At 70.7% G+C, this 18660-nt stretch carries 16 protein-coding genes; 8 read left to right on the forward strand and 8 right to left on the reverse strand.

Annotated features, from left to right (window positions below):
• The first annotated feature begins 7 nt into the window (after positions 1–7).
• Together purN and purH are read left to right on the forward strand one after the other, a co-directional pair.
• Positions 8–637, forward strand: coding sequence for a phosphoribosylglycinamide formyltransferase (gene purN / locus JIX55_RS31845; RefSeq protein ID WP_257566670.1), 630 nt, complete (start codon positions 8–10; stop codon positions 635–637).
• Entirely contained in the window at positions 634–2232 is a 1599-nt protein-coding gene (purH, locus tag JIX55_RS31850) for a bifunctional phosphoribosylaminoimidazolecarboxamide formyltransferase/IMP cyclohydrolase (protein WP_257566671.1), read from the forward strand. Before purN ends, purH begins: the two co-directional genes overlap by 4 nt.
• A 95-nt stretch (positions 2233–2327) precedes the next feature.
• On the opposite strand, the gene JIX55_RS31855 is transcribed toward purH, so the two are convergent.
• The 6 genes from JIX55_RS31855 to JIX55_RS31880 form a co-directional block, all read right to left on the reverse strand.
• Positions 2328–2945 carry a M23 family metallopeptidase gene (locus tag JIX55_RS31855; protein WP_257566672.1) on the reverse strand — a complete coding sequence of 206 codons (618 nt, stop codon included), beginning with the start codon at positions 2943–2945 and terminating at the stop codon, positions 2328–2330.
• Between the two features lie 119 nt (positions 2946–3064).
• Positions 3065–4459: a protein kinase domain-containing protein gene (locus JIX55_RS31860; protein WP_257566673.1), complete on the reverse strand. Its 1395-nt coding sequence runs from the start codon at positions 4457–4459 to the stop codon at positions 3065–3067.
• Complete coding sequence (locus tag JIX55_RS31865) at positions 4456–5193, reverse strand: FHA domain-containing protein (RefSeq protein ID WP_257566674.1); 738 nt, start codon at positions 5191–5193, stop codon at positions 4456–4458. Before JIX55_RS31865 ends, JIX55_RS31860 begins: the two co-directional genes overlap by 4 nt.
• Positions 5194–5317: 124 nt before the next feature.
• Entirely contained in the window at positions 5318–7228 is a 1911-nt protein-coding gene (locus tag JIX55_RS31870; protein ID WP_257566675.1) for a protein kinase domain-containing protein, read from the reverse strand.
• A gap of 672 nt (positions 7229–7900) precedes the next feature.
• On the reverse strand, positions 7901–8326 hold the full coding sequence (locus JIX55_RS31875) for a hypothetical protein (RefSeq protein ID WP_257566676.1): 426 nt from the start codon (positions 8324–8326) through the stop codon (positions 7901–7903).
• Positions 8327–8767: 441 nt separating this feature from the next.
• A complete protein-coding gene (locus JIX55_RS31880) occupies positions 8768–9346 on the reverse strand; it encodes a hypothetical protein (RefSeq protein WP_257566677.1) in 579 nt (192 codons plus the stop codon).
• A 295-nt stretch (positions 9347–9641) separates the two neighbouring features.
• Here JIX55_RS31880 and JIX55_RS31885 point away from each other — a divergent pair, with 295 nt between their 5' ends.
• The 3 genes from JIX55_RS31885 to JIX55_RS31895 all read left to right on the forward strand — a co-directional run bounded on the left by JIX55_RS31885 (position 9642) and on the right by JIX55_RS31895 (position 12417).
• A complete protein-coding gene (locus tag JIX55_RS31885; RefSeq protein WP_257566678.1) occupies positions 9642–10496 on the forward strand; it encodes a bifunctional methylenetetrahydrofolate dehydrogenase/methenyltetrahydrofolate cyclohydrolase in 855 nt (284 codons plus the stop codon).
• 502 nt (positions 10497–10998) lie between these two features.
• A complete protein-coding gene (locus tag JIX55_RS50970; RefSeq protein ID WP_443046733.1) occupies positions 10999–11562 on the forward strand; it encodes a DUF3017 domain-containing protein in 564 nt (187 codons plus the stop codon).
• Between the two features lie 357 nt (positions 11563–11919).
• Complete coding sequence (locus JIX55_RS31895; RefSeq protein ID WP_257566679.1) at positions 11920–12417, forward strand: helix-turn-helix domain-containing protein; 498 nt, start codon at positions 11920–11922, stop codon at positions 12415–12417.
• A 130-nt stretch (positions 12418–12547) separates the two neighbouring features.
• On the opposite strand, the gene JIX55_RS31900 is transcribed toward JIX55_RS31895, so the two are convergent.
• Entirely contained in the window at positions 12548–13081 is a 534-nt protein-coding gene (locus JIX55_RS31900; protein WP_257566680.1) for a peptidoglycan-binding domain-containing protein, read from the reverse strand.
• A gap of 582 nt (positions 13082–13663) precedes the next feature.
• On the opposite strand from JIX55_RS31900, the gene JIX55_RS31905 reads away from it, so the two are divergent.
• Together JIX55_RS31905 and JIX55_RS31910 are read left to right on the forward strand one after the other, a co-directional pair.
• A complete protein-coding gene (locus JIX55_RS31905) occupies positions 13664–15001 on the forward strand; it encodes a helix-turn-helix domain-containing protein (protein WP_257566681.1) in 1338 nt (445 codons plus the stop codon).
• 475 nt (positions 15002–15476) lie between these two features.
• Positions 15477–16466 carry a malate dehydrogenase gene (locus tag JIX55_RS31910; RefSeq protein WP_257566682.1) on the forward strand — a complete coding sequence of 330 codons (990 nt, stop codon included), beginning with the start codon at positions 15477–15479 and terminating at the stop codon, positions 16464–16466.
• A gap of 322 nt (positions 16467–16788) precedes the next feature.
• On the opposite strand, the gene JIX55_RS31915 is transcribed toward JIX55_RS31910, so the two are convergent.
• Positions 16789–17730: a helix-turn-helix domain-containing GNAT family N-acetyltransferase gene (locus JIX55_RS31915; protein ID WP_257566683.1), complete on the reverse strand. Its 942-nt coding sequence runs from the start codon at positions 17728–17730 to the stop codon at positions 16789–16791.
• 553 nt (positions 17731–18283) lie between these two features.
• Between JIX55_RS31915 and JIX55_RS31920 the strand changes: the two genes are divergently transcribed.
• Positions 18284–18658, forward strand: coding sequence for a hypothetical protein (locus tag JIX55_RS31920; protein WP_257566684.1), 375 nt, complete (start codon positions 18284–18286; stop codon positions 18656–18658).
• The last annotated feature ends 2 nt before the right edge of the window (positions 18659–18660 follow it).

Consider the following 18660-nt stretch of genomic DNA (forward strand, 5'->3'; position numbering starts at 1 on the left):
CCCCATCGTGGCCGCCAAGCCCGTGGCCAAGCGCCTCGTCGTGCTGGTCTCCGGATCCGGCACCAACCTCCAGGCGCTGCTGGACGCCATCGCGACGACCGGCGTCGAGGCCTACGGCGCCGAGATCGTGGCCGTCGGAGCCGACCGCGGCGGCATCGAGGGGCTCGCCCGGGCCGAGCGCGCCGGGCTGCCGACCTTCGTCTGCCGGGTCAAGGACCACGGCACCCGCGAGGAGTGGGACGTGGCGCTCGCCGAGGCCGTCGCCGCGTACGAGCCCGATCTCGTCGTCTCCGCCGGGTTCATGAAGATCGTGGGGAAGGAGTTCCTGGCGCGGTTCGGTGGGCGGTTCGTCAACACCCACCCGGCCCTCCTCCCCAGTTTCCCGGGGGCCCACGGGGTGCGGGACGCGCTCGCGTACGGCGCCAGGGTCACCGGCTGCACCGTCCACTTCGTCGACGACGGCGTCGACACCGGGCCGATCATCGCGCAGGGCGTGGTGGAGATCCGGGACGAGGACGACGAGAGCGCTCTGCACGAGCGCATCAAGGAAGTCGAGCGAAGGCTGCTCGTCGATGTCGTGGGGCGGCTCGCCCGTAACGGCTATCGCATTGAGGGACGAAAGGTAGTTATCCAGTGACCGCCGACAGCACTGTCACGGCCGAGAGCGGCCAGAGCGGCACGAGCGACCAGCGGGTCATCCGTCGCGCGCTCGTCAGCGTCTACGACAAGACGGGCCTCGAGGACCTCGCGCGCGGCCTGCACGAGGCGGGCGTCGAACTCGTCTCCACCGGGTCCACCGCCGGGCGCATCGCCGCTGCCGGCGTTCCCGTCACCAAGGTCGAGGAGCTGACCGGCTTCCCCGAGTGCCTGGACGGCCGGGTCAAGACCCTGCACCCCAAGGTGCACGCGGGCATCCTCGCCGACCTGCGCCTGGAGGACCACCGGCGGCAGCTCGCCGAGCTGGGCGTCGAGCCGTTCGACCTCGTCGTCGTGAACCTCTACCCGTTCCGGGAGACCGTCGCCTCCGGCGCCACCCCCGACGAGTGTGTCGAGCAGATCGACATCGGCGGTCCGTCGATGGTCCGCGCCGCCGCCAAGAACCACCCCTCGGTCGCCGTGGTCACCAGCCCGGCGCGGTACGCCGATGTCCTGACGGCCGTGAAGGACGGCGGCTTCGACCTCGCCACCCGCAAGCGGCTGGCCGCCGAGGCCTTCCGGCACACGGCCGAGTACGACATCGCGGTGTCCTCCTGGTTCGCCTCCTCGTACGCGCCCGCCGACGACTCGCAGTTCCCGTCGTTCCTCGCCACCAGCCTGGAGCGCGCGAACACCCTGCGCTACGGCGAGAACCCGCACCAGCCCGCCGCCCTCTACACCGCGGGCACGGGCGGTCTGGCGGAGGCCGAGCAGTTGCACGGCAAGGAGATGTCGTTCAACAACTACACGGACACGGACGCCGCCCGCCGCGCCGCGTACGACCACGCCGAGCCGGCCGTCGCGATCATCAAGCACGCCAACCCGTGCGGCATCGCGATCGGCGCGGACGTCGCCGAGGCACACCGCAAGGCACACGCCTGCGACCCGCTGTCGGCGTTCGGCGGTGTGATCGCGGTCAACCGTCCGGTGTCGAAGGAGATGGCCGAGCAGGTCGCCGAGATCTTCACCGAGGTCATCGTCGCGCCCGACTACGAGGACGGCGCGCTGGAGGCTCTGGCCAAGAAGAAGAACATCCGCGTGCTGCGCTGCCCCGACAGCCCGGCCCACCCCATCGACGTCAAGCCGATCGACGGCGGTGCCCTGCTCCAGGTCACCGACCGCCTCCAGGCCGACGGCGACGACCCCGCCAACTGGACCCTCGCGACCGGCGAGGTCCTCTCCGCCGACGAGCTCGCCGAGCTGGCCTTCGCCTGGAAGGCCTGCCGCGCGGTCAAGTCCAACGCGATCCTCCTCGCCAAGGACGGCGCCTCGGTCGGCGTCGGCATGGGGCAGGTCAACCGCGTCGACTCCGCGAAGCTCGCCGTCGAGCGCGCCGGCGCCGAGCGCGCGCAGGGCTCGTACGCCGCGTCGGACGCCTTCTTCCCCTTCCCTGACGGGCTGGAGATCCTCACCGAGGCCGGCGTCAAGGCCGTCGTCCAGCCCGGCGGTTCGGTCCGCGACGAGCTGGTCGTCGAGGCCGCGCAGAAGGCGGGGATCACGATGTACTTCACGGGGACGCGGCACTTCTTCCACTGAGCCGTCGCCTGCGGGCCGGCCACCGGCTCGGTACGGCGAAGGGGCGCGCCGCTCGAAGCGGCGCGCCCCTCCCGTTTCCGGTCGCGGACCGGTCGTCAGCAGTTCTTGCTGACGACGCCCTTCCATGTCTGGTTGTGGCCCGTGTACCGCTTGCCGTTGAAGTGCACCGGCTTACGGTCCTTCTGGCCCGGGATGCCGCTCTTCTTGTAGCGCTGCTCGTAGTGCAGGTGCGCCCAGCTGCCACCGTTGCTGCCGGTGGAGCCGATGCGGCCGATCTGCGTCTTCGCGCCGACCTTCTGGCCCACCTTGACGTACTTGGTGGCCTTGTCCTGCAGGTGGTAGTAGGCCGTGTACCAGCCGCCGCCGTGGTTGATGATGATCATGTTGCCGGCGCCCTTGTCGTAGTACGCCTTGACCACCTTGCCCTTGTAGCCGGTGTAGACCGGCCGGCCGTCGGACCCGGGATTGCCGTTCACCACGATGTCGATGGCCGGGTTGTGGCCCCAGGTGTTGAGCTGCCACTTGGTGTTGCACTTGAGCGGCATCTGGAACTTGGGCTTGGCCGCTGCCGCCGCCACACCGGCGGACTCGGCGCCGGAGGGCTGGCCGGCGTACGACGTCCCGGCGTTGAGCCCCGCGCTCAGCGACAGTGCCAGTGCGGTGGCACCGAGGGCTACGCTCGCCTTGCGGCGGACGGGCGTGCTTGTGCGCATGAATTGCTCCCCGTTTCTTCCCCGTTGTGCGGGAGCGGATCACGGTGCCCGCTTCCCGTGTGTTGCTGTGGACGTGTCGAGCATGGGCGGGTGGGCGCCGACCCGGTACCTCGGAGGTCCTAGGGTGATCCGCCGGGCCCACACTCGGGCGCCCACTTGTGGGACCGGACGAGCGGGCCGTCGCCGGGGAAGTTGACCTTGGTGTTGTCCAGGACGCAGCCGCTCGGGCTCTTGTAGTCGGGCTCGCTGAAGAGCTGGACGACGATGAACTCGGGGTCGTCGTAACCGTTGTTGAAGGCCGACTTCGGCCTGCTGTCCTTCACCCATGCGCAGGGGATGAACTCGTCGTGCCAGTCGAGGTCGTAGTCGTACCAGTTGCACATCTCGCCCTGCCCGTCGGCCTTCGAGAAGAAGCAGATGTCTCCCCGGGCGCAGCGCGCCCACCCCTGAGGGGCGGGTTCGCGCAGCGCCAGCAGGCCGGCCGTGATGAGGGAGGCCACCGCCACCGCGGCGAGTCCGCCCAGGAGGACCGGATGGGGGCCGCGTCGTGGCTGGAGCCTGGGCAGGCGTGGGGAGCGGGCGGCTCCGGCGGCGGGCTCGACCCGGCGGAGCAGGGACTGCGCGGTGTGGGTGGCGCGGGCCTCGTGTGTCGGAGCGAGACAGTCGGTGACGATCTGCCGCCAGCTGCCCGGCAGTTCGGGCGAGAGATGCAGCTCCTCATGGCCCTGGGCGTAGCGCAGGACCGCGTCGCGGCGGGCGGCCTGGGTCGCCCCGGGGAACGGCGGACTGCCGGTCAGGACCAGGTGGGCGAGGATGCCGAAGGCCCAGATGTCGGCGGTGGGGCGGGTGCGGTGGCCGTGCTCTCCGACCTCTGCCCAGAGCAGCTCGGGCGGGGTGTAGTCGACGGTGGTGAACGCGGGGGAGTAGGCGTGTGTGCCCTGCAACTCGGCGGCCAGGTTGAAGTCCGCGAGCCGGACCGAACCGTCCGCCATCAGGAGGACGTTGGCCGGTTTGAGGTCGCCGTGGACCCAGCCCGCGTGGTGGAGGTGGGCCACTCCCTCACAGATCTGGGCGAGCAGTGAGGGGCCGCCGGGGACGGCAACCGCGCGGTCGGACCGTCTTGGGCGCCGTTCCCCGAGCCGTTCGAGCAGCTGGTCGAGGGAGCCCTCGGCGCGCTCCAGAACGAGGACGGTGGCGCCGTCGAGCGGCGGCTGGGACGGGTCGTCCACGGTCAGGGTCTCGTACATGCGGATGAGCCGCGGGCGCTGGAGCCGGCGAAGCAACTCCGTCTCCCGCTCGGCGAGTTCCTGGAGGTGACGCAGCTGGCGGGGGGTACGGGTGCCGGTGGGCAGGAACTTCAGGGCGGCCTCGGACGGCAGACCCTCGGTGGGCTCCACGCACCGGGCCGTGTACACCGTGCCGAAGCCCCCGGAGGCGATCGGCTCGCGGACCTCCCAGGCACCGACGCGGTACCCCTTCGGAACCGGTACGGCGTGTGTCGTTTCCTCATTCACCGTGCGGCCCTCTCCTTCAGCAGAGCCAGGTCGTCCTCCCGGACGAGGTCGAACCGCAGTGCCAGGGAGACCAGACGGTCCTTCTTGCCGTTGAGGCGCGGGCCGCCGCCCGGTGTCGCGTCGGGCATCGGCTTCAGCCGCAGCTTGACCGCGAGGTAGTCGATGTTCCACTGCACCGAAGTCCGCGAGACCGTCGGCCAGCTGGGCCGCAGCGACTCCACCAGTTCGTCGGCGGTGGGCGGCGAGGCATGCGGTTCGTCGCGCAGGCGCGGCGCGCACAGGGCGACCAGGACCAGGAAGTACCGTTTGCCGCGGTCGAGCGGGAAGGCGCACTCGGTGGGTGCGCCGTGCCGAGGGCCCGCGTGTTCCCTGTAGTCGTGGCGTGGCGCCCACACCTCGAAGCTCAGCAGCTCGCTCCCGGCGGGTAGGACCACGCGCGAGAACTCGAACGGGACCGGGGCGTCGAGCCGTCCCGGCGGGACCTTGATGTGCTCACCCGCGCCTTCCGGGTTCTCGATGACATACGTCTGCCCACGGCTGAGGTTGCTGAGCTTCCAGTAGGCGCCCGCCGCCGTGATCTCACCGGCCTCGCGGGACACGCCGTCGTGGGCGATGGTGAGGTGAGGGCCGTACGGTCGTGGCGTACGGCCGAAGGACAGGGACTCGCTCGGCCGGAGACGTAGATGGTCGTCCGGGCCGGTGCTGTGCGCAGGTACGACGATGATGCTGTGCATCGTGGTGGACCTCCCCCGAGGTGGAAACAGACGTCAGGGTAGGGAGAGGCACATAAGCGACCCATGGGCACGCAAAAGAGGCGTGTCCTACGCGAATCGGTCGGCCTCGGGGTGGTAGGGGACGTCATGTCCGACTGCGCAGCGCGGCCCAGGTGTTGGGGCCGACGTCTCCGTCGACCTTCAGTGCCTTGTCGCTCTGGAACACCCTGACCGCGGCCAGGGTGTCCTCGCCGAACTGGCCGTCGACCCCGGAGCCGCCGACACTGTAGCCGCGCTTGACGAGCATGCACTGCACCTGGGTGACGCGCTGGTTCTTGTCGCCGAACTGCGTCAACTCGGTGCCGGAGTAGTACGTGCACTGGGTGAGCCACGGCGGGGTGGCGGGCGTCGTCGCGGTCTTGGTGGGGGTGGCGCTCGGGACGGTGCCGGTGCCTCCGCTGCCGCCGCCTGCCGTGGCGGTGACGGTGGCCGTGGGCCGCGCACCTTCACCGGACCCGCCCGTCCCGTTCCCTGTCTCCTCACCCTTCCCGCCCTCTTCCTTCTCCTCCTTCTCCCTCTCTTTGTCTTCCTTGCCGGGGGAGGGCGAGGGCGACGCGGAGGAAGCGGGCGGGGACGAAGCCGCCTCGCCGTCCGGGGCCGTGGTTTCGACGGTCGTGCCCGACGAGGTGGTGTTGCCGAAGGGCGGACGGGTGAACAGAAAGGCACTCACCGCCACGACGCACACGGCGACCCCTGCGGCGATGACGAGATACGGCTTCCCACGCCTCTTGCCGCCGCCGGGCGGAGTCGGCGCACCGTGCCCGCCCGCCGGAGTCGGCGGCCCGTACTGCCCGTACGAGGCCGGGGGCGTGGCGGGCCCGAACGTGCCGGGTAGGGGCGGGGTGCCGTACACCCCCGGCGTCGGCGTCCCGCCGTACTGGCCCGGTGGTGTCGCCGGGCCGTAGCCGGGGCCGGGGGTGGGCGAGGCCACACGTTCCGTGGGCGCGCGGAAGCGGCCCGTCTGCCAGGCGGTGGCATGCTCCAGCTCCTGGCAGGCCCGCTGTCGGGCGAGCAGCCGGGCGGCCAGCGGTTCCTGCCACAAGGACGCGTGGCTGTGGCCGGCGGTCGTGGCCGCGTCGATCAGCCACTGTGGGGTGGGCCGGCCGGCGGGATCCTTGGAGAGGCAGGCGGAGAGCAGTTCGGCCAACGGCGGGTCAAGTGCCGCGACTTCGGTCATGACCTCGGGTTTGGGCTCCTCGAACGCGACGCGGTGCATCACGTCCACACCGGTGCCGTCGCCGAACGGGGCATGGCCGGTGACGGCGTAGACGATCGTGCCGGCGAGCGAGAACACATCGGAGGCGGTGTCGCAGCGGCCGTCCCGCAGGTACTCGGGCGACATGAAGGCAGGCGTGCCGACCCGGCTTCCGGTGATGGTGATCGCGCTGCTGTCCACGGCCCGGGAGATGCCGAAGTCGATGACGTGCGCGCCCTGGAGGGTCAGGATCACGTTGGACGGCTTGAGGTCGCGGTGCACGACTCCGGCCGTGGCCAGCGCCGACAGGGCGTGCCCGAGTTCGGAGACCAGCCGCCACGCACCGGCCGCCTCCAGCGCGCCGCACTCCCGTACGGCGTCGGCGAGGTTGAGGCCGGGCAGGTACTGCGTGGACATCCACAGCAGCTCGTCCTCGAAGCCGGCGCCCAGCAGATCCGGCGCGCGCGGCGTACGGACCCGGCCGTGCACGGCGGCCTCCCGCTCGAACCGCCGCCGGAACTCCGGATCTTCGGCGTACTCGGGCCGGATCACCTTCACCGCCGCGAGCCCCGCACCTCCCCCGCTCTCGGCTGCGCTCGAGCGAGAGGTGCCTCCGTCCGCCGGGCGCGCCAGGTACACCCGGCCCATGCCTCCGCTGCCGAGTCGTCCGAGCGGCAGGTACGGTCCGATGCGCCCGGGGTCGGCGGGTTGCAGCGGGGTTGCCCCGGCTTGCTCCAACTGCTGCCGCGCGGTGTCGTCGGGTGGTGGAGAGTGGGGCGGCTCGGGCCGCTGGTCTGACATGTGCTTGTCCCCCGAGTGCTCTGCTTCCTCAACCCGCCCTCGTGTCAAGCAGGTTGACGTGAGGCTACCGTGCCGGGCCCGGGGCGGGCCCAGGAGCGGGGGAGTGGCCGGCCCGGCCGCGGCCGCCGCTCTTCTACCGCGCGGCGGCCGCGCGGAGCACCCGGAAGAGGTAGATGAAGACCCAGCCGAGCAGGCGATGATGTCGTGCCGGCCGAACGACGGCATGGACGTGAGCTCCGCGCCTTCCGCGTCCTCCGCGTTGCTCGGGTCCTCGGGGTCGTAGACGATCCTGAGTGCCTCGCCGATCTGGGGGATCCGCTCGCGTGTCCGGACGATCGCGCGGTACTCGCCCTTGTGCTCCGGGGCCAGGAAGAATCCGCACCTGAGCTGCACCTGATCCGCAGCGGGCCGTCGCCTTCGGGGTTGAGGTGTTCGCGGCAGATCGCGGTCGCGCTCCGTCCGTGCCAGGCGCAGACGCCGCTCGCGCTGCGACTGCCCGACGTAGAGCGCCGCGGTCAGGACGCCGAACACCGCGCAGAAAACGCTCCGGCGAATCACCGAGCGAGAGCCAAGTGGGCGCGTAGTCCCAGCGACACGCCGTGCAGGCGGCGTGTCGCTGGGACTCTCACGCCACCTGCGTCTCCTGAGCGGAGCGGGGCGCGGGCCGGGTCGTCAGGCGGCGACCTTGCCGGCCGCCCGGGCCGGGGTCGAGAACTGCAGCTTGAACTTGACGCCGTCCTTGACGTCGGTGGCGATGACCCTCCACGTGCCCTTCTTGGCGAGTTTGTAGGTCGACTGGCAGTACTTGAGCTTGCCGTCGGGCTTGTAGAAGCAGACCCTCACCCTGCGGTCCGCGCCGCTGCTCTTGACGTTGATGTCGTTGCAGCGCTTGGTGGTCTTGAAGAACGTGGACCCCTTCGGCGTGAGGCGCGTGCCCGACGGCTTGGAGTAGGTCTTGGTGAGGTCGTAGCAGGAGGCTGCCTTGCCGGCCGCGCCGGCGGTGGTCGCGGTGGCGGTGGTCGCGGTGGCGGCGACCAGACCGCCGCCCGCGAGTACCCCGGTCATGGCGGCGGCGACGAACTGCTTCCGGATGGTCATGGGTGATCCTTCCCCGTTGTCGTGACGATGCCTCCATCCTCAGGACCGGGAAGGGCGAGCGGAACCTGCAATGTTTCAGGGGGCGCCGGGCACCCCCGCTACGTGCCTGGCATGTCCATGTAAAATGGCCGATGCCTCGGTGCAGAGGCACGTGTTCCGCTGCTGCCCGGGATCCAGCCGGTGCTGGTGAAGGAGGGTGACAGAGCAACATGCACCCCTGCCTTATAGGTCACCGAGGTCACCGACAACACGAACACGGGTTACTGCGTCGGCGGCAGCCTGAGCTACCCGCTCGGGCCCGGCCGGACGCAGACCTGGGACCACGGCGTGAACTTCGTGACGCCGGTGCCCGGCAGCAGCCTCTGCCCGCTGTGACGACACACCAAGGGCCGTGCCTCCTCGTACGGGAGGCACGGCCCTCGGTGTGCGGTGCTCGGTCGCTCAGTGGCGCGGGCGGTCGAACCACGCCTTGCCGTTGGCGTTGCCGACGAAGACGGCTATCAGGATGCCCAGCACCAGGTGGACGAAGCCGATGAGGAAGAACGGGAAGACGCCCAGGACCGCTGTGATGATGCCGAAGACCAGGGCGGCGACGCGTACGCCGCTGCCGCCGGACTTGAACTTCACGGCCAGCATGATCGCGTAGACGAGCCAGGCCGTCGCGAAGATGGCGATCGCCACCATCTGGCCGACGGGAATGCTGCCGAGCAGATCCTCGAGGGCGGGGTCCTCGGTGTTGCCGCTGGCCGCGGCCACACCGATCGCGCCGATGCCGTACAGAAGCACACCGATCACCTGCAGGCCGACGATGACCCAGAGCATGATGCGGGCCGCGTTGACCGTGCTGGGCATGGTCTCGGGCGCGTTCGGGTAGCCGCCGTACCCCTGGGAGACCGGCGGGGCGGTCGGGTAGCCGTACCCCGGCTGCTGGGGCGGGGTCTGCTGCGGGTAGCCGTAGCCCTGGGCGGGCGGCTGCTGCTGGGGCTGGCCGTACGGGTTGTTCGGGTCGCCGAAGCTCATGGCGCGATTTCCTCCGTTGCCTGGTGCGGGGACGCGCGGCACGGTTCGGAGGAATGCCCTGATCTGTTGAAGTGGTCACGCCCCCCGGCAGTGCCCGCGGCACTGTGCCCTCAATCGTTTTATATGCCCGGCCGGATGTCCAGTGACATTCCTCGGGTGTTGTGCAAGTGCAACACATCCGATCTTGCCGGATACGGGTTGCCGGCGCGTCCGGAGGCGGTAGGAGGCGGCAGGAGAGCGTCCGGCAGGTGACCGGATTGGAACCCGGCGCCGGTCATCCGCGAAGATTGGGCCCATGAGCGCCCAGATTCTCGATGGCAAGGCCACCGCAGCCGCGATCAAGTCCGATCTGACCGCCCGCGTGGCGGTGCTGAAGGAGAAGGGCGTCACGCCCGGACTCGGCACGATCCTGGTCGGCGAAGACCCCGGCAGTCAGAAGTACGTCGCGGGCAAGCACCGCGACTGCGCGCAGGTCGGCATCGCCTCCATCCAGCGCGAACTGCCCGCGACCGCCACTCAGGAGGAGATCGAGGCGGTGGTGCGGGAGCTGAACGAGGACCCCGCCTGCACCGGCTACATCGTCCAGCTGCCGCTGCCCAAGGGCATCGACGAGAACCGCATCCTCGAACTGATGGACCCCGACAAGGACGCCGACGGCCTCCACCCGATGAACCTCGGGCGGCTGGTCCTGAACGAGCCCGCGCCGCTGCCCTGCACCCCGAACGGCGTCCTCACCCTCCTCCGCCAGTACGGCGTCGAGATCAAGGGCGCCGAGGTCGTGGTCGTCGGCCGCGGTGTCACCATCGGCCGCCCGATGCCGCTGCTCCTCACCCGGCGCAGCGAGAACGCGACGGTGACCCAGTGCCACACCGGCACGCGTGATCTGTCGGCCCACCTCAAGCGCGCCGACATCATCGTCGCTGCCGCCGGGTCGGCCCACCTCGTCCGGCCCGAGGACGTGAAGCCGGGTGCCGCCGTCCTCGACGTCGGTGTCTCGCGCTCGGCCGAGGGCAAGATCGTCGGCGACGTCCACCCCGGCGTCGCCGAGGTCGCCGGCTGGATCTCCCCCAACCCCGGCGGCGTCGGCCCCATGACCCGGGCCCAGCTGCTCGTCAACGTGGTCGAGGCGGCGGAGCGCAGTGTCGGCTGACGGCGACGCGCAGGGGGCGTCGGGGTTGCCGAGGTCGTCGAAAGCGTCGGAGAAGGCCGGCGGGACGGGAATGCCGGTGAATTCGGTGAATTCGGTGAAGCCGGGGGCTTCGGCTGCCTCGTCGGCGTCGGCGTCGGCGTCTGCGTCTGCGTCTGCGTCTGCGTCTGCGTCGGCGTCGGCGGCGGCGGCGAGGACCTCGGAGCGGGACGAGCACTCCATGACGTCTGGCGACGGCAGGTCCGGGAAGGCGACGGACGAGCCGGGGGAGACCACGGACCGGCCGGGGTTGTCCGAGCGGCCGGGGAAGCCGGGCCATCCGGGGACGCCTGAACGGCCGGGGTCCTCCGATCGGCAGGGGAAGACGGACCGGCCGGGGTCGTCCGAGCGGCCGGGGAAGCCGGGCCGTCCCAGGACGCCTGAGCGGCCGGGGGAGACGGACCGGCCGGGGTCGTCCGAGCGGCTGGAGAAGACGGACAAGTCGGCGGCGTCGGAGAGGGCGGACATGTCAGGTGCGGCGGGGACGACCGGATCGGCCGGGAGTGCCGGGGCCGGGTCGGCCGGGAGTGCCGGTGCCGGGACTGCCGGGGCGGCAGAGGCGACCGGGACCGCCGACGAGGTCGAGGTGCGGGATCCGATCAGCGTGCCGGATGCCGAGGGCAAGCCCGTTCGGGCCACTCGGCGGTTCCCGATGTTCACCAAGGACACGGCGCGGCCCGAGGGCGGTGGCCGGGCGGCCTCGCGCGAGGCACCCGCGCCCGTCCGGCAGTGGCCGATCCTCGTCGTGCTGGGCACCGTGGGGCTCGGGCTGCTGATCACCGCGCTGGACGCGTTCCGGCTCGGCACGATCCTGATCGGGGTCGCTCTGCTCGCCGGCGCGGTGCTGCGCTGGACCGTACCGGACGTCGGCATGCTCGCCGTCCGCTCCCGCTTCACCGACTTGGTCACGTACATCGTCCTGGGCAGCGCCATCGTGCTCCTCGCGCTGATGGCCCAGCCGGAGCCGTTGCTGCAGATTCCCGTCCTGAAGGACGCGCTGCACTTCACGGTGGGCGACGAGGCGGGCTGAGAACGCCTTGAGGGTGTGGGGGGTAGTCCCGCCCCCGGTCCCAGGTACGCACGACGGCGGTCCGTCCCCTCCCCCGAGTAAGGACGGACCGCCGTCGCGCTCCACATTCCTCCGCGGCGAACGCCCTGTTCAACACCTGTCAGCCCGCTGTGGCACGGAAGTGACCATTCCGCCAAGGTGTCCGCACCGGGCCACGACGACGGCACCCGGCCGTTCACTTCACACCGTTCTCCGCGCAGCCCGATGCGCTCACCCACACCACCTCAAGAGCCCCTTCGCGCCCTCGGCCAGGTGGGAACCGGTCCGCCCACCACCGTCGTCACCTGCTCAGACCCCCATGAGCCGAGGAGGCAGCCGATGAGCGCCTGGCAGCCGCTGCCGGACGAACTCCCCCCGGAGGTACTGCACTTCGTGGAGCAGTTGCGCCTGCTGAAGGACCGCACGGGACTCAGTCTCGTCGCACTGGGCGCGCGCACCGCGTACAGCAAGTCCTCCTGGCAGCGGTACCTCAACGCGACGCAGCCCCCGCCCCGCCAGGCGGTCGTCGCCCTGTGCCGGGTCGCGGGGGAGGACGCCGAACGGTTCGGGGTGCGCTGGGAACTGGCCGTACGGGTCTGGCCGCGCCCGGCGACGCAGACCGTGCCTCCGGCCGAGCCGCAGAACGCCACGGAGGCGGGGGCCGAGATCGGCTCGGAGCCGTACGAGGACGACCCCACGCTCCCCTGGTGGGACACCCCCGCCGAAGAGCCGGAGCCCCGCCCGCCCGGCCGTGTCGCCCTCTACGCCGCGCTCGCCGTCCTGGTCGCCCTGGCCCTCGTCGGCGTCGCGCTGATAGGGGCCGTCACGTTGCGGTGACGGCCCCATGCCCGGTGCTACAGACCCGGTGCGTCAGGCCGGGTGCTACAGGCCTGGTGTCAGACCCGATGTCAGGCCTGGTGTCAGACCTGATGTCAGGCCTGGTGTCAGACCTGGGGCTCCAGGTCGCTCAGCCGCGCCAGTTGTACGCGGCGACCTTCCACTTCGAGCCGATCCTGACGTAGTACTCCCCGTCGAGCCGCTTGAAGGCCACGTCGTTCACGAGGCCCGTGTAGGTGACCGCGCCGTCGCTGTACGGCCCGTCCAGGAAGCCGTCGGCCTGCCCGAAGGTCTCCTTGCCGACGATCCCGTCGACGTCCTCCAGGTCCTCCTGCGCCTGCCAGTACTTGGTCGCCGAGCGGGTCTTCCAGCCGAAGATCCCGTCGATGTCCGACGCGGTGAAGGTGTGCAGATCCCCGCTGGAGTCCTTCCACTTGGCACCGTCGGCGTACAGCACGCTCTGCCACAGCCGCGTCGCGTTGCTCCTGGAGTGCTTGTTGACGGACAGCGTGCCCTCGTCGCCCCAGTCGTTGTACGCGGCTCCGGAGCCGTCGACGACGTGCGGCCCGGAGGCCGTGGCGAGCGGAGCGGCGGCGCCGAGCGCGAGCCCGGCCGAGGCCGTCACGGCGACGGCCGCGAGCAGCAGCCTGGCCTTGTGTTGCATGTGATCCCCCTGGTCCCCGTTGGACTTTCGACATTCACCGACGCACACGGTCCCGTAGATGTGCACGAGGGGCACAAGGCGTACGCGGTGTACGCGATGTACGAGCCCTTGTTCGACTCACGTGACTGTGCATGTGTGGTCGTTGTGTCGATGTGTTGACAAGTTCGAGGATTCCGCGCCGACCCGCTCAACACCAGGTCTAACGTGAGCATTTGGGACGGTCCGGGATGTCCCACGCGTGGACCTGCAATTCCGCCCGGAAATCCGGGAAGCCGGTGGGACACTGGACCGCAGGCCGTTGAGGGGGCGTGCAACGGCGCATGCTCCGGCCCGAAATGCTCCCGCACGCCCCTTTCCAGGGAACTGACATCCCGGCCGGGCGCATCCCATTGGGTAGTCCAGAACGGGGCTCTGGGGAGGGCCTCGGGCTCGGTCCCGGACCAGGATTCAGCGAGGGCATGATGCGCGGCACAGGGATAGTGCGCGGCACAGGGATAGTGCGTGGCACAGGGATGGTCGGCACGGGGATGGTCGGCACGGGGGGAAAGTTCAGAGACATCCGGGGGAAAGAGGGGGGAAGCAATGCCTCGTTGGAGGGCCTTGCCCGATGAACTCGATCCACAGGTCAGGGAGTTCGCGGGCCAGCTGCGCCGGCTCGTCGACCGCAGTGGACTGAGCATCGCAGCGGTGGCCGACCGCACGGGCTACAGCAAGACGTCCTGGGAGCGGTATCTCAACGGCAGACTGCTCGCGCCGAAAGGCGCGATCGTCGCGTTGGCCGAGGTGACCGGCACCAATCCCATGCATCTGACCACCATGTGGGAGCTGGCCGAGCGTGCCTGGAGCCGCTCGGAGATGCGCCACGACATGACCATGGAAGCGATCCGTATCTCCCAGGCGCGCGCCGCGCTGGGCGAGACGGGGGGCCAGTCGACCGTCAAGGGCGGCAAGAACGGCAGGGCGGGCCGGAGTGCGACCGCGACACCGGGCGTGGCGGGCCCGGCGGGCGTCTCGCCGACGGTCCCGCCGCAGCCGCGCTCCCCGAGCGAGGAGCGCATCTCGCGCCCGCCGCAGAGGGGTTCGGCCACGCCGTCCACCTCGGCACCGTCCTCTTCTCCCGCGGCCTCGCCGTACGGCGGCGGCAGCGGCGCGGGAGCCGCCGCCGGCGGCGCGCCCCGCGTCAGCTGGGGCGCCGCGCCATCGGCGTCGCCGTCGTCTTCATCTCCGTCGTCCGCATCGCCGTCGGGCCCGGCCGGGGGACCACCGCCGTCGGTCTCCTCGCCGTCGTCGGCGTCCTCGGCCCGCGTCCCGGCAGGCGCGTCGGTTCCCGGTGATGCCCAGGTTGCCGGTGGTGCCTCGGTGCCGTCCGGTGTGTTCGGGCCGCCGCCGGGCGGTGGCGGCCGTTCCGACGACGGTGATTTCCCGCCCAGGCGGCGGGTGTTGATGTTCCTCGCGGGAGCCGTCGGCGCGCTCGTCGTGATCGCGGCGGCCTTCCTGTTCACCAACGGTGACGGCAAGGACCAGGCCGGGGACAATCCGTCGGCTCCCCCGTCCACCTCGACCGGCACGAACGCCGACCTCCCGGCCGGTGTGAAGTGCAGCGGCAAGGACTGCGACGGCAAGGACCCGGAGACCATGGGGTGCATCGGCAACCTCGTGCGGACCACCGACGAGGCCGTCGTGGGCACGACCAAGGTCGAGGTCCGCTACAGCAAGACCTGCCAGGCCGCCTGGGCCCGTATCACCGGCGCCGCCCAGGGCGACGAGGTCCAGGTCACGGTCGGCAAGGCCAAGCAGAGCGCCGCCATCGAGGCGGCCGGCGACAACATCGCCTACACCCAGATGATCGTGGTGAAGGACGCGGGCGAAGCCACGGCCTGCGTGACCCTGGCGTCGGGGCAGAAGGGCTGCACGGGGTAGGGGGCGCGTCCGCGCCCCGTAAGGGGCGCGGGGAACCGCGCGACAAGCCCCCACCGGGCCCCCAGTCGCACAACTCACCGTAATCACCCCTACGGAAAAAGTAATCACGGCGTAAGTGGAATGCCCGCCGAACTCCGGGGCATGCGGACAGTACCCCCACGGGAGTCCGGCCCATCCGGGAGATCGCACCCTCTCCCGGACCGGCACCCCCATAAGGCGGCCGCCCTGGTCCCCTCTCCCGGACCGGCGGCCGCCTCTTCATGCGGCCCACCCCACAAGTCATACGGCCCACCCCACAAGTCGCTCCGCACCTCGCGGAGCGACTTGTGGGGTGGGCCACACGGACCCGGACGTCCGGGATCCCGGATGCGCGATAGCCTGACCACCGATCTCTCTTGACGCCAAGAGATCGATCATTTGTACGTCCCACCAGGGGCAGGGACGCCCCACCGCCAGCTGTCATACGGAGAACGCCATGACCCGCACTCCCGTGAACGTCACCGTCACCGGCGCGGCCGGCCAGATCGGTTACGCCCTGCTCTTCCGCATCGCCTCTGGCCAGCTGCTCGGCGCGGACGTGCCGGTCAAGCTCCGCCTGCTGGAGATCACGCCGGCGCTGAAGGCCGCCGAGGGCACCGCCATGGAGCTCGACGACTGCGCCTTCCCGCTCCTCCAGGGCATCGACATCACGGACGACCCGAACGTAGCCTTCGACGGCGCCAACGTAGGCCTGCTCGTCGGCGCCCGCCCGCGTACCAAGGGCATGGAGCGCGGCGACCTCCTCGAGGCCAACGGCGGCATCTTCAAGCCGCAGGGCAAGGCCATCAACGACCACGCCGCGGACGACATCAAGGTCCTGGTCGTCGGCAACCCGGCCAACACCAACGCCCTCATCGCCCAGGCCGCCGCGCCGGACGTCCCGGCCGAGCGCTTCACCGCGATGACCCGTCTGGACCACAACCGCGCGCTGACCCAGCTGTCGAAGAGGACGGGCGTCCCGGTCTCCGAGATCAAGAAGCTCACGATCTGGGGCAACCACTCCGCGACCCAGTACCCGGACATCTTCCACGCCACGGTCGCCGGCAAGAACGCCGCCGAGGTCGTGAACGACGAGAAGTGGCTGGCCGAGGAGTTCATCCCGACCGTCGCCAAGCGCGGCGCCGCCATCATCGAGGCCCGTGGCGCCTCGTCGGCCGCCTCCGCCGCCAACGCCGCGATCGACCACATCTACACCTGGGTCAACGGCACCGCCGAAGGTGACTGGGCCTCCATGGGCATCCCGTCCGACGGTTCGTACGGCGTGGCCGAGGGCCTCATCTCCTCCTTCCCCGTCACCGTCAAGGACGGCAAGTACGAGATCGTCCAGGGCCTGGAGATCAACGAGTTCTCCCGCGCCCGTATCGACGCCTCGGTCCAGGAGCTGGCGGAGGAGCGCGACGCGGTCCGCGCGCTCGGCCTCATCTGACAGCAGCTCCGAGCCCCATGGCTCGTGCACGCAGGCCCTGTCCCGGCTTCGACCGGACAGGGCCTGTTCGGCGTGTACGCCGCCATCGTCGTCAACGCGTTGCCGTGCACGCGCGTTGACGCACGTCGTGAACGGCCGCGACGGCAAGGGGAGCACGATGGCGCGCTGGGATCCGCACCAAGGACGCTGGACGGACGACCCTCCCGGACGCGGCGGCCCCTGGTGGCACACGACCGCCGTCCTCGCCTCGCGGCGCTGCTCGGCGGCGCCGCCGGTTTCGGGTATGAGGCCGGGTGGCGTATGAGGCCGGGTGGCGCCCGCGTCACCGCCGCCGTGGCGTCGCGAGCCGCTTCTCGAAGAAGTGGGCCCCGTACACGTCGTCGTTGTAGCGGGGAATCTCCGTGTACCCGCACGCCCGGTACATCGCCTGAGCCTCCGTCAACGACGCATGCGTATCGAGCCGTACGACGCCGAAACCGCGCTCGGCCGCCTCCCGTTCCAGCTCCCCGAGCAGCCGCCGGGCGAGCCCGAGCCGACGGGCTCCGGGATGCACCCACACGTGCTTGATCTCCCCGACCCGGCCCCGGGGGTCGAGAGTCCGCAGCGCCCCGCACGCCACGGCCCGGTCCTCCTCGTAGGCGACGAGGAAGGCGCCCGAGGCCCCCGAGACCTCATGGGGCGGCACGAGGGTGGCCGGGTCGTACCCCTCGGGAAACCGTTCGTCGATGTCGGCCGCGTAGGCGTCGAGGCAGGCACGGGCGTCGTCCGAGCCGCCGTCCACGACCTCGACCCGGATCGCGGCGAGCCGCAGCAGCCGCCGAGCGGACCCCAGCGCATCGGTCAACTCACCCCGCTGCGCCGGACTCAGCCCCCGCAACAGCCCCTCGGCCAGCGCGTCGGCCCGCCGGTTCTGCTCGTCGACCTCGGAACGGCCCGCCGGCGTCAACTCGGCGACCCGCATCCGGTTGTCCCCGCCATGCACCCCGACCCGGACCAGCCCCTGCCCCTCCAACGCCTTGACCATCCGGCTCAGATACCCGGCATCCAGCCCGAGCCGCGCCCGCAACTCCCGCAGCGAAGCGCCCTCCCCGCCCGCGCCTACCTCCCCGATCTCGAAGAGCAGCCGCGCCTCACCGAGCGGCCGGCCCTGCCCGAGGTAGTGATCGTCCAACGCCCCGATACGACGGGTGAAGTAACGGTTGAACCGCCGCAGGCTCCGCACATCCCGCACGGCCACCGGTTCGGACTGCTGCTTGGCCTCCATATTTCGTTGACTTTAGTCAAATGAATGTCGGATGTCGACGGGCTTCCGCAGCGATCGCGGTGAGCCTGGACGGTGGTTCAGATCTTCTCCACTTCACTCTGGAGCTTCGAGCCGTCGCTCGAGCCGTCGGCCGAGGGCGTCTAGCGGCGCGCCCCAGCGGCCCGGTGCTCCGGCGCACCACTTTCCCGCGCACGGTCGGCCCTACCGCCACCCCGACTTGGCCACCGAACGGACGGACGCCCTGGTCGTCGGCAATGGAACCCCGCCGGACCACGCCTGGACAGGTGCCCTCGACGCCTTGTGCGCGGTCCTGCCCTGACAGCCGGAACTCCCCAGAAGACTCCGGAACTTCCCGGGACCTCGCCCGGGTGATCACCTCGGTGGACGCCGGCTTCCCCTCGACGAACCCGCCCCACCCGATTGGCCCCTCCAGGGAATCGATCACTAGTCTGAGCGCCGATACAACACGGACACGTCGCGGCCGGTCATCGCGTACCGCATCGCGAGCCGGCCCGGACACAGCGGGCCATACGAGCCCGACGGGGGAGCACACATGGGAGAACAGCGCAGGCGGCTGCGGTCCAGCACGGTCGTACTCGGTGGGATGGGCGTCGTCGCGGCGGCCCTGACCTCCTGCGGTTCCGATCCGGACCGCCGTTGCGTGGATCGCGACAGCTACGACTACGCCAACGGCTACAAGATCATCGCCGACAAGAACTGCAATTCGAGCTCCACCTCCTCGTCGTACGGCAAGAACCGCAAGAGCAACAGCAGCGGCAACAGGAGTCAGACCGGCTCGGTCGACGCCGCCTGGTACTACGACTCCGACGTCAGCGGCGGCCGGGCCGACTACGGCACCTTCAGCCGCAGCGAGGCCGTCGACCGGGACGGCTTCGGCTGCTCGGGCTCCGGCTCCGGCGGCGGCTGACC

Origin of the sequence: Streptomyces sp. DSM 40750 (genome assembly GCF_024612035.1) — a bacterium.
Classification (GTDB): domain Bacteria; phylum Actinomycetota; class Actinomycetes; order Streptomycetales; family Streptomycetaceae; genus Streptomyces.